This is a genomic window from Amycolatopsis sp. NBC_00355, assembly GCF_036104975.1.
Lineage (GTDB): Bacteria > Actinomycetota > Actinomycetes > Mycobacteriales > Pseudonocardiaceae > Amycolatopsis.
Map to the genome: position 1 here is coordinate 10,203,696 of NZ_CP107982.1, position 13,385 is coordinate 10,217,080.

The 13,385-nt window shown below is 71.6% G+C and carries 15 protein-coding genes; 6 read left to right on the forward strand and 9 right to left on the reverse strand.

Going from position 1 to position 13,385, the window contains the following annotated elements:
* Positions 1 to 176 precede the first annotated feature (176 nt).
* The 4 genes from nagA to OHS18_RS47180 form a co-directional block, all read right to left on the reverse strand.
* A complete protein-coding gene (gene nagA / locus OHS18_RS47165; RefSeq protein WP_328615214.1) occupies positions 177 to 1,277 on the reverse strand; it encodes an N-acetylglucosamine-6-phosphate deacetylase in 1,101 nt (366 codons plus the stop codon).
* Between the two features lie 25 nt (positions 1,278 to 1,302).
* Positions 1,303 to 3,978 (reverse strand): magnesium-translocating P-type ATPase, encoded by a 2,676-nt coding sequence (mgtA, locus tag OHS18_RS47170; protein ID WP_328615215.1) that lies wholly within the window; start codon positions 3,976 to 3,978, stop codon positions 1,303 to 1,305.
* A 178-nt stretch (positions 3,979 to 4,156) separates the two neighbouring features.
* Positions 4,157 to 4,783: a hypothetical protein gene (locus OHS18_RS47175; protein ID WP_328615216.1), complete on the reverse strand. Its 627-nt coding sequence runs from the start codon at positions 4,781 to 4,783 to the stop codon at positions 4,157 to 4,159.
* Positions 4,784 to 4,920: 137 nt separating this feature from the next.
* Positions 4,921 to 5,232 (reverse strand): hypothetical protein, encoded by a 312-nt coding sequence (locus OHS18_RS47180; protein ID WP_328615217.1) that lies wholly within the window; start codon positions 5,230 to 5,232, stop codon positions 4,921 to 4,923.
* 161 nt (positions 5,233 to 5,393) lie between these two features.
* On the opposite strand from OHS18_RS47180, the gene OHS18_RS47185 reads away from it, so the two are divergent.
* Positions 5,394 to 7,154 carry a sensor histidine kinase gene (locus OHS18_RS47185; protein WP_328615218.1) on the forward strand — a complete coding sequence of 587 codons (1,761 nt, stop codon included), beginning with the start codon at positions 5,394 to 5,396 and terminating at the stop codon, positions 7,152 to 7,154.
* A 27-nt stretch (positions 7,155 to 7,181) separates the two neighbouring features.
* On the opposite strand, the gene OHS18_RS48710 is transcribed toward OHS18_RS47185, so the two are convergent.
* Positions 7,182 to 7,316, reverse strand: a complete 135-nt coding sequence (locus tag OHS18_RS48710; protein WP_442875324.1) for a hypothetical protein — start codon at positions 7,314 to 7,316, stop codon at positions 7,182 to 7,184.
* The gene (locus OHS18_RS47190; protein ID WP_328615219.1) at positions 7,274 to 7,834 is read right to left on the reverse strand and encodes a hypothetical protein; all 561 of its coding nucleotides are present in this window, start codon (positions 7,832 to 7,834) and stop codon (positions 7,274 to 7,276) included. Before OHS18_RS47190 ends, OHS18_RS48710 begins: the two co-directional genes overlap by 43 nt.
* Positions 7,835 to 8,415: 581 nt before the next feature.
* On the opposite strand from OHS18_RS47190, the gene OHS18_RS47195 reads away from it, so the two are divergent.
* Complete coding sequence (locus OHS18_RS47195; protein ID WP_328457907.1) at positions 8,416 to 9,291, forward strand: slipin family protein; 876 nt, start codon at positions 8,416 to 8,418, stop codon at positions 9,289 to 9,291.
* A gap of 141 nt (positions 9,292 to 9,432) precedes the next feature.
* On the opposite strand, the gene OHS18_RS47200 is transcribed toward OHS18_RS47195, so the two are convergent.
* Complete coding sequence (locus OHS18_RS47200) at positions 9,433 to 9,684, reverse strand: hypothetical protein (protein WP_328615220.1); 252 nt, start codon at positions 9,682 to 9,684, stop codon at positions 9,433 to 9,435.
* A gap of 167 nt (positions 9,685 to 9,851) precedes the next feature.
* On the opposite strand from OHS18_RS47200, the gene OHS18_RS47205 reads away from it, so the two are divergent.
* From OHS18_RS47205 to OHS18_RS47215, 3 genes are all read left to right on the forward strand, one after another.
* Positions 9,852 to 10,238: a hypothetical protein gene (locus OHS18_RS47205; RefSeq protein ID WP_328615221.1), complete on the forward strand. Its 387-nt coding sequence runs from the start codon at positions 9,852 to 9,854 to the stop codon at positions 10,236 to 10,238.
* Between the two features lie 588 nt (positions 10,239 to 10,826).
* Positions 10,827 to 11,501: a hypothetical protein gene (locus OHS18_RS47210; protein WP_328615222.1), complete on the forward strand. Its 675-nt coding sequence runs from the start codon at positions 10,827 to 10,829 to the stop codon at positions 11,499 to 11,501.
* A gap of 112 nt (positions 11,502 to 11,613) precedes the next feature.
* Positions 11,614 to 11,814 (forward strand): hypothetical protein, encoded by a 201-nt coding sequence (locus OHS18_RS47215; RefSeq protein ID WP_328615223.1) that lies wholly within the window; start codon positions 11,614 to 11,616, stop codon positions 11,812 to 11,814.
* Here OHS18_RS47215 and OHS18_RS47220 read toward each other — a convergent pair.
* Complete coding sequence (locus OHS18_RS47220; protein ID WP_328457899.1) at positions 11,786 to 12,037, reverse strand: hypothetical protein; 252 nt, start codon at positions 12,035 to 12,037, stop codon at positions 11,786 to 11,788. The two genes, OHS18_RS47215 and OHS18_RS47220, sit on opposite strands and share 29 nt — an antisense overlap.
* Positions 12,038 to 12,476: 439 nt before the next feature.
* On the opposite strand from OHS18_RS47220, the gene OHS18_RS47225 reads away from it, so the two are divergent.
* Positions 12,477 to 12,980: a MarR family winged helix-turn-helix transcriptional regulator gene (locus OHS18_RS47225; protein ID WP_328615224.1), complete on the forward strand. Its 504-nt coding sequence runs from the start codon at positions 12,477 to 12,479 to the stop codon at positions 12,978 to 12,980.
* Between the two features lie 5 nt (positions 12,981 to 12,985).
* Here OHS18_RS47225 and OHS18_RS47230 read toward each other — a convergent pair whose 3' ends face one another.
* Positions 12,986 to 13,345 (reverse strand): spore germination protein GerW family protein, encoded by a 360-nt coding sequence (locus tag OHS18_RS47230; RefSeq protein ID WP_328615225.1) that lies wholly within the window; start codon positions 13,343 to 13,345, stop codon positions 12,986 to 12,988.
* Positions 13,346 to 13,385: the final 40 nt, after the last annotated feature.

Consider the following 13,385-nt stretch of genomic DNA (forward strand, 5'->3'; position numbering starts at 1 on the left):
GAGCCGCAGGCGGCCGCGGCCAGGCGCGCGCCGACGGTCGGACTCGTCCTGAGTGTGCGGGATCCGTGGCTTCCCACCGTGGTCTCCTCGTCCTGTGTCGGGCCAGGTCCGGTTCACCTCGGGGTGAGCAGTACCGAGCTTGCGGCAGACCACGGCCGGCCACTGGTGGGCCGGGGTCAACCGTCGGCGGAGTGGGCGTGCTGGAGGACGTCGTGGACGTTCAGCGAGTCGTCGAGGACGAGCGCGTCGGCCCGGTCGCCCGGCCGCAGGAGGCCGACGTCCTCGCCGGGCAAGAGGCCGGCCGGCGTGCTGGTCGCCGCGTTGACCGCGGATTCCCAGCCGATCCCCGCGGTGCAGGCGTTGCGGATCGCCTCGATGAGCGTGATCGTCGTGCCCGCCAGGGTGCCGTCCCCGCGGCGGGCGGTACCGCCGGTGACGGTGAATTCGACCGCGCCCATGCGGTAGGTCCCGTCCGGGCAGCCGCCGGCGGACAGGTCGTCGGTGACGAGGACGACCCGGCCACGTGCGGCGCGGAAGGCGAGGCGGATCCCTTCGGGGGAGAGGTGGCTGGGATCGGCGATCACCCCGACGGCGACGTCGTCGCGGGTCAGCGCCGCGCCCACGATGCCGGGGTCGCGGTGGGTGAAGGGCCGCATGGCGTCGAAGAGGTGGGTGACCAGCCGGGCACCCCGGTCGAACGCGGCGTTCGCCTCGGCGGCCGTCGCGTCGCTGTGCCCGCAGGACACGCGGACTCCGCTTCGCACCAGGAAGGAGACCAGCTCCGGCGCACCGGGCAGTTCGGGCGCCAGCGTCACCTGGGTGACGGGCCCGGCCGCCAGGAGCCGCTTGGTCAGCTCGACGTCCGGGGCGCGCAGCAGCTCCGCCGGATGGGTGCCGGACCGCCGCGGCGAGAGGAACGGCCCTTCCAGGTGGACACCGAGGATCCGGGCGCCACCAGGGCACGACCGGGCCTTGTCCGCCGTCGCGATCGCGGTGACGGTCTGGCCGGGTTCACTGGTGATCAAGGTGGGCTGGTAGGCCACCACACCGGTGCGAGCGAGCTCGGCACCCGCGTGCCGGTAGCCGTCGACGTCCGCGGTGAGGAAGTCGGCCCCGCCGAACCCGTTGACCTGCAGGTCGATCAGGCCGGGCACGGCCAGCCCGGAGCCCGGGCCCGCGACCCCGACCGCGCTCACCCGCCCGGTTTCCCGGTCCAGCTCGACGTCGCCTTTGCGGTACACGCCACCGACGAGCGCACCCGCGACTCCCAACCGCATGACAGGTCCCCTTTTCCGATGGTGTTCAGGTCGCGGTGGTCGGCCGGCCGCCGGTGTCGTGCTCCGGAGGTGCCCCGGCCCTCTCGACGGTGCTGAAGTACGCGGCCCGGCGGCGCAGGTGCCGGCGGTGGCTGTAGGGCCTCGGCCCGGTCGGCGGCGCGCCCGCGGTGCGGTAGAAGATCCGCTTGCCCGCCTCGATCAGGGCGAGGTAGCCCAGCACCATTCCGGCCAGCGCGGCGAAGAACCCGCCCGGCAGCGGCGAAAACCCCAGCGCGGCCGCTAGAGGTGTCGCGGGCAGCAGCGCGCCGACGGTGACGACGCCGAGCGCGCCCAGGGTCAGCGGCAGGCTCGGATGACTGCGGAAGAAGGGGATCCGCCGGGTGCGGATGGCGAAGATCACCAGCGTCTGGGTGGCCAGGGACTCGACGAACCAGCCGGAGCGGAACTGGTCCGGGCCGGAGTGGAACACCCACAGCATGACGCCGAAGGTGACGAAGTCGAACACCGAACTCAAGGGGCCGAAGAAGATCATGAACCGGCGGATGAACCCGATGTCCCAGTGGGACGGCCGGCGGAGCTGCTCCTCGTCGACGTTGTCGGTGGGGATGGTGAGCTGGCCGGTGTCGTAGAGCAGGTTGTTGAGCAGGATCTGCGAAGGCAGCATCGGCAGGAACGTCAGGAACAGTGACGCGCCCGCGGCCGAGAACATGTTGCCGAAGTTGCTGGAGGTGCCCATCAGCACGTACTTGATGGTGTTGGCGAAGATCCGCCGCCCTTCGGTGACGCCGTCGGCGAGCACGCCGAGGTCCTTCTCGAGCAGGATCACGTCGGCGGTGTCCTTGGCGACGTCGGTGGCCGAGTCCACCGAGATGCCGACGTCCGCCGCGTGCAGGGCGAGCGCGTCGTTGACGCCGTCGCCGAGGAACGCCACCCCGCCGCCGCTTTGCCGCTGGACGCGCACGATGCGGGCCTTGTGTTCCGGGCTCACCCGGGCGAACACCGTGGTCCGCGTGATCGCGTCGGCGAGCCGGGCATCGTCGAGGGCGTCGAGTTCGGTGCCGGTCAGCGCGGCGCCGTCGCCGAGCCCGAGGTCGTGGCACACCTTGGCGGCGACCGCGGGGTTGTCGCCGGTGACGACCTTGACCGCGATGCCGAGATCGCCCAGCCGCCGCAGGGACCGCGCGGCGTCGTGCTTGGGAGGATCGAGGAACACCAGGAAACCCAGCAGCGTCAAGCCTTGTTCGTCCGCGGGCGCCGGCGGCCCGCCGGGGAACGGCCGCGTGGCCACGGCGACGACCCGGTTTCCCGCGGCGAACTCGGCGGCCAAGGCGGTGCGCGCTTCGGCCGGGACGCCGGCGCAGCGCTCCAGCACGGTCTCCGGGGCGCCCTTGGTGACCAGGACGGTGTGGCCCGCCGGGTCGCGGACGACCACGGAGACCATCCGCCGCTCGTGGTCGAAGGGCAGCACGCCCAGCGTGGTGTGGCCGGCCAGCGCGGCTCGTTGCGCCACCGAGCCCGGTGACGTCCACAGCGCCCGGTCCAGCGGGTTGCCGCCGACGGCGGCGGTGGTTTCGGTGCAGAGCAGGCCCCGGCGCAGCACGTCGTCGGGATCACCGCCGGGCGCCGGGACGGCCCGCATGTAGTCGACGCGGCCGAGGGTGAGGGTGCCGGTCTTGTCGGTGAACAGCACGTCGACGTTGCCCAGGTCCTCGATGCAGACCAGCCGCTTGACGAGCACCTTGCGCCGGCTCATCCGCCGCGACCCGGCGGCGAGGCTCGTGGACACGACGGCCGGGAGCAGCTGCGGGGTGATGCCGACGGCGATGGCGAGCGAGAACAGCAGCGCGTCGAGGATCGGCTTGTGCAGCACCACGTTCACGGCGAAGATCGACGTCGTCAGCGCGCCGGCGACGTAGACCAGCAGCATCGAGAACTTCCGCAGCCCGACCTGGAACTCCGTGTCGAGCTGGTGGGTGCTCAACCCGGCCGCGATCGCCCCGAACCCGGTGCGGGCGCCGGTCGACACCACGACGCCGGTGGCGCTGCCCGCGTGCACGACGGTGCCCATCAGCGCGCACCCGGACAGCTCGGCCGGCGCGGTGCCCTCGGGGACGGCCGCGGTGTCCTTCTCCTGCGGCAGTGATTCCCCGGTCAGCACCGATTCGTCGCACTCCAGGCCGGTGACGTCCAGCAGCCGCAGATCGGCCGGGACGACGTCACCCAGCTTCAGCTCGACCACGTCGCCAGGCACGAGTTCGGTGACATCCATCGAGCGCGGGTGACCGTCACGGATCACCACGGTCTCGTGGCGGATCCGGGAATGCAGGGCCTCCGCGGCCTTCTCCGCGCGGTACTCGTTGACGAACCCGAGCCCGACCGAGACCGCGACGATCACCCCGATGATGACCGCGTCGCCGCGTTCGCCGACGAAGGAGGACGCGACGGCGGCGACCATCAGCAGCACCAGCAAGGGAGAGCGCAGCTGGTGCCACAGCACCGGGACCAGCCGCGCCCGGTGGGACGACACCGCGTTCGGCCCGTACCGCGCCGACCGTCCGGCGACCTCCGCGGTGGTGAGCCCGTCGAGGGTGACGCCGAGTTCGCGCAGCACTCCCTCGGCCGTCAGCGCTCCCGCGGCACCTATCTCGAGGTCGTGGGGGGCCGCGCGAGCGGGATTCGGCGCCGTCGGTGCGCTTTTCACGGCTTGCGACCGGCGGCCGGGGCCGGGCCGTCCGATGTGGACGTCCCGGTGGGTTCCTGCGGTGCCATCGATCGTCCGATCTGCCGGTCGTGATCCTGCGTCGAGCATCCACGCCGGTCGGGGCGGTGCCAGGGGTCTTAGGTCCACAGCCCGCGGGCCGAAGGACCGGATCGGGGGCTCAGCCGCCGGCGGTCAGGTAGCGCTGCGGGTCCCCGCCCGCGCGGGCGCCGCTGGCCAGCCAGCGGGCGAAGCCGTCGCGATTGCGGTGTTCGAGCTCGTCGAGGTATTCCTGCCGCCGGCGCACCACTTCGTGCCAGGTGGCCGCCTCGTCGGCCTTCTGCAGTGCGACGTAGCTGCGCTGCCACGCCACGCACAGCTCCGCGGTGGACATGCTCGCCGCGGCCGGCAGCGCCGGCACCGGGGCGGATCGCCGGATCGTGCGAACGGGTGCCCGGCGAGCAGCGGACGCGAGCCGGGCCCGCCAGTACGCCCACGTCACCACGACGCCGAACACCACGGCCGTTGCCGCTGCCGCGCCGACGACGGTCACGAGCCCTTCGATCGTGAGGCAGATCGTGACGGTGGCGCCGGCGGCCACCGCGGCACACCGCATGCCGGAAGGGGCCGGTCCGGCGAGCACGCCGGCGGGCAGCTCGCCGGCACCGAGCCACCCGCAGACGCCGACCAGCAACCCCAGCAGGCACCAGCAGATCAACGCCGCCGGCGGAGACGTCGCCACTCCGATCGCGCCGAACACGAAGCAGAAGACGAGCAGCGCGGTTCGCGCGGGACGTGGGGGCATCATGGTGCCTCGGCCTTCGGGAGTGCATCCGATACGGCGGCCGGCACACGGCACACCGAGAGGGCAAGGGAAAACCGCACCAGGGTCTCGGGCGCCGGAATCAGCGGAACGTCCGCACGATTGTATCCTTCCGGCGCCGGTTATCCGGGGTCTTCGGTCCCTTGATCGAAGGGCGCACGTTCCTTGCCGCCACGGTGAGCCAGGCCCACCGTGGCGGCACGCCGGAAAGAACACCCGGTCGGCGGCACCGGGCCCGGCGCGGAGGTGACCAGGGATGTCGCGATCGCGCCCGGCTTCGCCGCTCCCGGCCGCAGCAGCAGCGCACGGACCGCGAGGACCGAGCCGCCATCCTGCTCGGCGACCGGATCCGGCCCGGCTGGTGGTGGCTCTCGGGCATCGGCCTGGTGATCGCCGCACTCGGCGTGACCGCGCTCGTCGTCCGAGAGGCCCACGCAGGCGTACCGACCCGGCAAACGCCGACGTCACAGTCGCGTTCCCTCGCCCAGCGCAACGGCGTAGGTTGAAGCCGCGGCCGGTCGACCGGCCACATCGGTGCTGGTGACGTCGGTCCGGACCCTGCTGACGCGAGATCGTCGACGGGATGCGAGCAGGCATGAGCGAGATTCTCGCCACTGGTGCACGAGACTCCCAGCGGCTGGACGACTTCGGCCCGCTGACGCTGCCGTTCCCGGAGCTGCCGCGGCTGGAGCTGGAGAAGCTCCTCGGCGACGTCGCCGCCCGCGCGCAGGACGTGCTCGGGACCCAGGGACGGCTGCGGGCGTTGCTGCGCGCCCACGCCATGGTCGCCAGTGATCTGAGCCTGCAGGTCGTGCTCCAGCACATCGTGACCGCGGCCCGAGACCTGGTCGAGTCCCGTTACGCGGCCCTGGGCGTGCTCGGCGAGCACGGGCTGCTGGACGAGTTCGTGCACATCGGGATGGACGCCGGGCTGATCGAGCGCATCGGTGAACTGCCGCGGGGCCGGGGGATCCTGGGGCTGCTGACCCGCCGGCCGGAGCCGATCCGGCTGGCCGATCTGAACAGCCATCCCGACGCGGCGGGTTTCCCGCCGGGCCACCCGCCGATGGACAGTTTCCTCGGGGTGCCGGTCCGGATCCGCGATCGGATCTTCGGCAACCTCTACCTCACCGGCAGCGTGAACGGGGAGTTCAGCGAAGAGGACGAGCAGCTGGTGGTGGCGCTGGCGGCGACGGCGGGGGTGGCGATCGACAACGCGCGCCGGTTCGACGAGTCCGAGCAGCGCCGCCGGTGGCTGACCGCGTCCACGGACATCACCCAGCGGCTGTTCGCCGGGGACGACGCCCAGCCGCTCGACCTGGTGCTGCGGCACGCCCAGGAGGGCGCGTCCGCCGATTTCGCGACGCTGGCGCTGCTCGCGGAGTCCGGGCGGCTGGAAGTCACCGCGGCGATCGGGGTGCTGGCCGAGCACGTGCTCGGCACCGTGGCGGACCTGGACGGCAGTCTCGCCGGGCAGGTCGTGCGGTCCGGGGTGTGCAGCCTGATCGACGACTACGCCGCCGCCGGCTTCGCCGAGCTTCCCGTGCCGATCGGGTCCGTCGTCGTGGTTCCGCTGTCGGCCGGCGACCAGGCCATCGGCGCGCTGAGCGTGGGGCGGGTGGCCGGGCGGCGTGGCTTCACCGACGCGGACATGGGGCATCTCGCCGGGTTCGCCAGCCACGCCGGGGTCGCGATCGAACTGCAGCGGGCCCGGACCGAGAAGCAGGCGCTGCGGATCGTCGACGAGCACGACCGGATCGGGTCCTCGCTCAACGAGCACGTGAGCGGGAAACTCCACGCTGTCGCGACCGGGCTGCAGGGCCTGGCGAGCGCGAGTACCCGCCCGGCGGTGCGCGAGCGGCTCAAGTCCTACATCGCCGTCCTCGACGACACGGTCGGGCGGATCCAGGCCACGGTCTACGACTTCGACCCCCGCTCGCGGGGAACGGAGAACCTGGGGGAGCGGCTCCTGACGGTGATCGACGAGGCGGCTTCGGTGCTCGGGTTCCCGGTGGAGACCAGCTTCACCGGGAACCTGGCGGCGGTCCCGATCGGCATCATCGACGACGCGGTGGCGATCGTCGAGGAGGCGCTGTCCGTGATCATCCGGGAGGCGGGCGTCACCGCCGTCGAGATCCGGATCAGCGTCCTGTCCGAACTGCTCAGCCTCGAGGTCATCGACAACGGCCCGGTGATGGGTGCGGCCGAATCGGCGCCGAGCGGGTGCCGGTCCGGGGCCGGCACGCTCGGGCACAGCACAGGCGCGGACGGCGCCACCCACCTGACCTGGACTGTTCCCCTGCCACGGCGCGATGGCAAGGAGCTTCCCCCCGTCGTCGGAGTGGCCCGTCCGTAGCGGGAACAGGGCTGGAACCGAGAGCGATCAGTTCGCGCCGGTGCCGCGCCGCACCACGCTGCGGAGTCGTAGCGGCTGGTCGATGACGGCCGAGGCGGTTTGTCCCCGCTGCAGCACCACTACCGGTCGGGAACCGGAGGCTCGGGCCGCGGGCTCGTCCACTTGACGGTGGTCGCCACCGGCGGGGAAGGAAACCCCTGGGTACCCGGTGATCGCTTCCGCGGGCGGTCGGCGGGCTGGATGGGCAGCAGCGGCACGATCTGACCGCCGGGCAGGACCAGCGTCGGCTGGTCCCGGGTGGCGTTCCAGGCGAGCGCCGACCGGACGTCCGCCGCGGACAGCCGTGCGCGAAGCCCGATCTCACGGACCTCCGCGTCCCTCATACCGTGCTGGCGGCTCGCCCGGCACAGCTGCCCGAACCAGAGTTCTTCGGTGGTCCACGCCGCCCGGGCCTTGTCGACCAACGATTTCAGGTGCCCGGCGCCGCACGCGACGACGTATCTCCGGCCGTCCTGGGAGCGGTCCACCGGGTCGACGGCCGAAGAATCGGCGACCAGCGCGCCGTGGGCGTTCGCGGCGCGGCAGGGGTTTCCGCAGTGTTCGCAGCGGGGGCCCGGCGCCGGTGTGCCGCCGGGCGTGCCGATCGTCGTCGAGGCGGAGTTGTCGCCGGGCCCGGGCATGGTCGCCGTCCTCCGTGTGCGGGGATCGCTGGAGCGCCGGGGGCCGGGGCGACGTGGTGGGATGACCAGCCGGTGACCGGGAGGTCAGGTGCCGTGGTGAAGGTCCCTCGACGGTAGCCCCGTCGCGGTGGCGGGTCTACGCCCTTGAGCGTGGTGTCGGCGGGAAACCGCCGCCATTCACCCGGTAGGAGGTGGGAAACGCAACGGAACGCCTGGGCCTCGGTCCGAGGGCCTGAGGTCCTGGGCAACGGTGACTTCCGGCCATAGCTGAGCCGCGGCCTGGACGCTTGACTTGGATCATGGCCGCCGGACGGCGGCCGTCCGCCTGGACTCCGGGACGAGCACGCCGGCCCCCGCCGGCACGTCGTCACCGGGCTTTGATCGGCCGAGCCAAGACCCTGCTCGGGCCGGTGCACCGCGGGTGCGCCGACCGGTGCCGGTCGACGGCGGTGTCATCGGGCCACCAGGTGAATTCTCGGCTGGTGAGCCTGACGGACGTGGTGCGGCCCGCGGCGGCAGACACGTCAGGAGCCGTCGGAAGACTTTCGGCGGCCGGGTTACCCAGAGACGGGACATTCGTCATGAATGGCTGGATCATCGCCGCGATCGTCGTGGCCGTACTGCTCGTGCTGGCCTTGGCGGTCAGGATCGTGAAGCAGTACGAGAAGGGTGTGCTGTTCCGGCTGGGCCGGGTGATCGGGGTGCGCGAGCCGGGGTTGCGGCTGATCATCCCGATCGTGGACGTGTTGCGGCAGGTGTCGCTGCGGATCGTGACGATGCCGATCCAGTCGCAGGGCATCATCACGCGCGACAACGTGAGCGTGGACGTGTCCGCGGTGGCGTACTTCCGGGTGGTGGACGCGACGAAGTCGGTCGTGGCCATCGAGAACGTGTACTCCGCGATCGACCAGATCGCGCAGACGACGCTGCGGAAGGTCGTCGGCCAGCACACGCTGGACGAGACGCTGTCCGAGACGGACGCCATCAACACCGACATCCGCCAGATCCTCGATGTCACCACGGCCGAGTGGGGTGTGGAGGTCACGTTGGTGGAGCTGAAGGACATCCAGCTGCCGGAGTCGATGAAGCGGGCGATGGCGAGGCAGGCCGAAGCCGAGCGGGAGAAGCGGGCCAAGATCATCAACGCCGAAGGTGAGTCGCAGGCCGCGGCGGCGTTGGGTGACGCGTCGGACACGATGATGGCGCACCCGTTGGCGTTGCAGTTGCGGAACCTGCAGAGCCTGGTGGAGATCGGTGTGGACAAGAACACGACTGTGGTGTTCCCGGCGCCGTTGATGAGCACGATCGGTGAGCTCGGCTCGTTCCTCGCCCGTGAGGCCGCGTCGGCCACCGCGGTGGTTCCGGCTCAGCCGGACGCGGTGGTGACCGCGCCCGCGCCGGCCGTGCCCCGGCAGGAGACGCCGGCCAACGGCGGCCCGGTTCCGGCGTCGGCGTAGCCATCCAGCGCGGCTGCCGCGGACGCTCGAGGAAATCCCGAGAAGATCCGCTGAGGTGGTCATGGGAAACGAAACAGCCGCCGAGACGTTCCCGCGGCACCGGGTATCGCGGCTGTCGGTGAAGCCGGACAGCGCGGGCTGTCACCGGATTCGTGTCGTGCGCGGTTCGCCGGGCACGCTTCCGGGGCCGTCCTCGAGCGGGGTGAGGCGGTAGCCGGGGACGAGGTGGACCCCGGCGGTGACCAGGTCGACCCAGACGGAACCGGGACGCAGGTCGGGCGCCCGGTCCACCACGCTCCCGCGGTCGTCGCGATACGGTCCGCCGGTCACGCGCACCCGCCGGCCCGTCGGAAAGCCACCACGGACCGCTGGACTGATTTCCGACACCGACATGACGTCGCCTCCTCGGGTTCACGCCCTATCGTTCGGCACCGGCCTGTGCGGTACGAGAGGCGGAGGTCCGTCGTGGCGATGGCACAACGACCCGGCGCCGGGGGCCGCAGGCTGTTTTCTTGTCATCCGGCGGCCACGCGTACCGCGACAGACGAAGGAGAGAGAGCGTGTCCTGGAGAGCACCTGACGACGAAAGCTGGCGGCGGAGCACCCTGATCACTCATCACCGGGACCACCCGCCGCAGGTGAAGGCCCTCGTCGACGAGCTGTACGAGACGCTGTCGGAGAAGGGACGCCGATATTACGAGACCATGATCGCGGCGGAGTACGCCGGCGACGGCGAGCGGGTCGAGCACCACTCGTGCGGCGACGGCGTCCTCACGATGATCGCCATGCCCATGCGTGACACCGAGACGATGCCGCTGACCCACCTGATCTACGGCGGCTGCACCACCCACCAGATCCGGCAGGACCTGATCGCTCGCGGCCTGGGAGCACTGGCCATCACATCGGTGTACCCGCCGGAGACCGACCTGCCCGAGGACGGCGGCTAGGGTCGCGCGTCCGAGGCAGGTTGGCAGGGGCCGGCCGCGCCCCGAGGCGGCTTTGGTTGCGTCGCACCGCCTTGGCCGGGCCGGGGTCGCCGATCGTGAACGGTCTCGTGGCTCGGGCCGGCGTGTTGTCGTTGTGACTGCCGGGGTTCTGGGTGTTGCTGCGGTGAGGGGTGGCGCACCGATGTGGCGTTGGGTGCGTTGGACGCACCCAACCCGGCCCGTTCGGCGCCGGCCACGGCCATCACCGAGCGGGTGTCCTGGCGCAGGCCGGTCTCCAGGCCTCGAGCGCGCTTTACTCGGCGGACCGGAAGAGGTTCGCCAGCAGGAGCCGTTCGCGGGCCGAGCCCGCGGCGAAGACCGTGTGCCGTTCGGGGAACCAGGTCCGCACGAAGGCGCCCGACCGCGGCTCCAGCAGCCGGTGGCGGCCCCACGGTGAATGAGCCGGAACCGTGGAACCGGACAGGGGAAAAGGACCCTCGGCCGCGGGCCCTTGCGCCCTGCCGGAAACGCCCGGTGCGCGGCTACGCTCGCCGGACCGCGGCTTTTGTCCCTTGTCCGTGCCGAAGCTTGAGCTGCCTGAGGTGTGCAGTGCTGATCAGAGCGACCGTCCTTCTCGCGTGCTTCAGTTCGCTGCTGCTCGTCCTGACCGGTCTCGCGTCCTTTCCGTTGTACGCCCTGGTCGTCTGGGCGGTCATGAGTGCGATGCTCGGCCTGATCGTCTGGCAGCAGGTCGACGAGTCCCCCAGGACGGTTCGGGTCCGGTGGGGTGGCCGGCCGCCGGCGCAGGTGGCCGCGGCCTCGTCCCTGGCGTTGTTCCTCGCGGGCGTCCTGGCCGCCGAAACCGTTTCGGCGTTCGGGTTCGGTGGTGGTGCCGGAATCCTGACGGCCCTGGCGCTGGCCGGTTACCAGGCCCGGCTGCGGGCATCGCGGCGCCGGCGCGCGGGCGAACCGCCGTCCGCGGGAGTGCGCAGCGGTGACCGGCAGCCGGCCGAGCTGACGCCGGCGGCGGTCCCGGGGCTGGACGTGGCGGAGCTCTGCCAGGCGTGGCAGTACAGCTATGCGCAGCTGCAGTGCCTCGGGGACAGCGACACCCGCGAGCAGCTGGTGCTGGTCCGGCGGGCCTGCCTGGACGAGCTGGAACGACGCGACCCGGCGGGCTTCCGCCGCTGGCTGGCCAGTGGCGCGCGGGCGGGTGGCGATCCTGGCCGGTTCATCGGGACCGGCCACGGTCTCGTCGAGCCCGGAGCCGACGACGCCGGGTGACGCCGGTCGCCGGGTCGGGCGGACAGCGTCGGCCCCCGGTCCTGGCCGACACCGGACCGGTGACCATGACCAGCTGGACTGCTACCCCGACGGGCTGATCGAGCAGAACCGGTTGCCCGCGGAGGAGGCGTGCGCCGAGCTGGTCGCGGCGGCGGCCGACCACGCCCGCCGGAGCCCCGGCGAACTCTGCGACGGCCTCATGCCCGCGCGTGACGACATCACCGTCGTGTACTTGCGTTACCCCTCGGCGCGGGGTGAGCGGGCCGAGGTGCCGCGGCGGGACCTCAGTCCTGGCCGCAGCGTTGCCGGGTGAGGTCCTGGAACGAGCCGACCACCGCCGGCCGCTGCTCGATGACCGCGAGGGCGTACGTGAGCACGAGCTGCGCGGTCCGGGCCTCCTGGGTCGCGGCCTCGTCCGCTCCCTCGTGGCCGAGGACCAGGTTCGCCTCCCGGCGCAGCCAGCGGTTCCGCTCACGGCGAAGGGCTGCGACCTCCGGCTGCGGCATGACGGGTTCGGAAAACAGTCTCTCCGGCATTGGCGGATCTCCTCGGAAAACGGCCTCTTCCGCCCATGGTAACCGCGCTTCCGGCAATTTTGCGGATTGGTCCCGGAGTAGTGGGCCCGAGATTCTCGAAATGCAAAGATCTCGACGTCGAATTGCGGCACGGTTTTGTTTTCGTCGGAAATTTTTCGACGTGGGGCCGGGGTCCGCCGATGCCGGGCCGGTCGGTGGTCGCGGTGCGACGCTGTCTCTCTTCTCGGATCCGGTCTTTCTCGGAAACCGAGAATCTCCGCGCCGCCTGGACTCGGTGGTGCGTGGCCGATTTCCTCGTCGGCGTGGCGGGCGCGGAATTTTCGATATTTCTGCTTTATTTTCGCCCGGCGTGACGGCGAATCGCCGCACGGACAACTCTAGCTGGTCTAGTATCTAGTTTATCTAGGTACCTGGCGTCCGATCTTTGTGGTGAGCGTGGATGGAACGACTGGCTGAGCAGCTGCGAGCGGTGATCGTGGCCACCGACGAGTACCGGCGGGCGATGGCGTCCGCTCTCGGCGTGGGGGTGCACGAGGCCGCCGCGCTGGGCGAACTGCTGCACCAGGGGCCGTTGCCGCCCTCGGCGCTGGTGAAGCGCCTGGGCATCGCCTCGGCGAGCGTCACCGCGCTGCTGGACCGGCTCGAGCTGGCCGGGTTGGCCCGGCGAGAGCGCCACCCGACCGACCGGCGCAGCGTCCTGGTGACGCTCACCCCGGCCGGGCACGCCGCCATCGACGCCATGTTCGCCATCTTCGGTGACGACGTCTACGCGGCCGTCGAGCGGTCGGAGCCGATGCACATCCGCGAGTTCACCGTCGTGCTGGCCAAGATCGCGGAGTCGCTGCGGGCCCGGGCCGCGCAGTCCGCCGGGATCACGGCCACGCTCACCGAACGGGTGCGGGACGCGAGCTCGGCCGGCCGGGAGGAGCCGGGCGCCGGGTAGCGCGCTCAGGACTCGCCGGCCGGTTCCCCGGCTCGGTACTTGAGCTTCGCCAGGCGCGTCGCCAGGAAGAGCGCTGCGAGGGCGATCGCCCCGGCCGTGGCCAGCAGGCGGTTGAAGTCCACCGCCGGTTCCCAGTGGAGCTTGCCGTCCTTGATGACGTACGCGCCGACCGGCTTGGCGGACAGGCCGAACCCGCCGCCCTCACCGGAGCGGCCGTTCTCGTCGCGGCCGTCGCCGCCACCGCCGCCGCTGCTGACGGTCGAGGCCACGATCACGGTGACCCCGTCGGTCTCGTACGGCTCGCCGTAGACCAGCTTGGTCTCGAGCCCGTCCTTGGCCTTGGCGAGCAGTTCATCGATCTTCACGACGACCTCCCGGGTGAGTTCCCCCTGGGCAGAGGCTCGC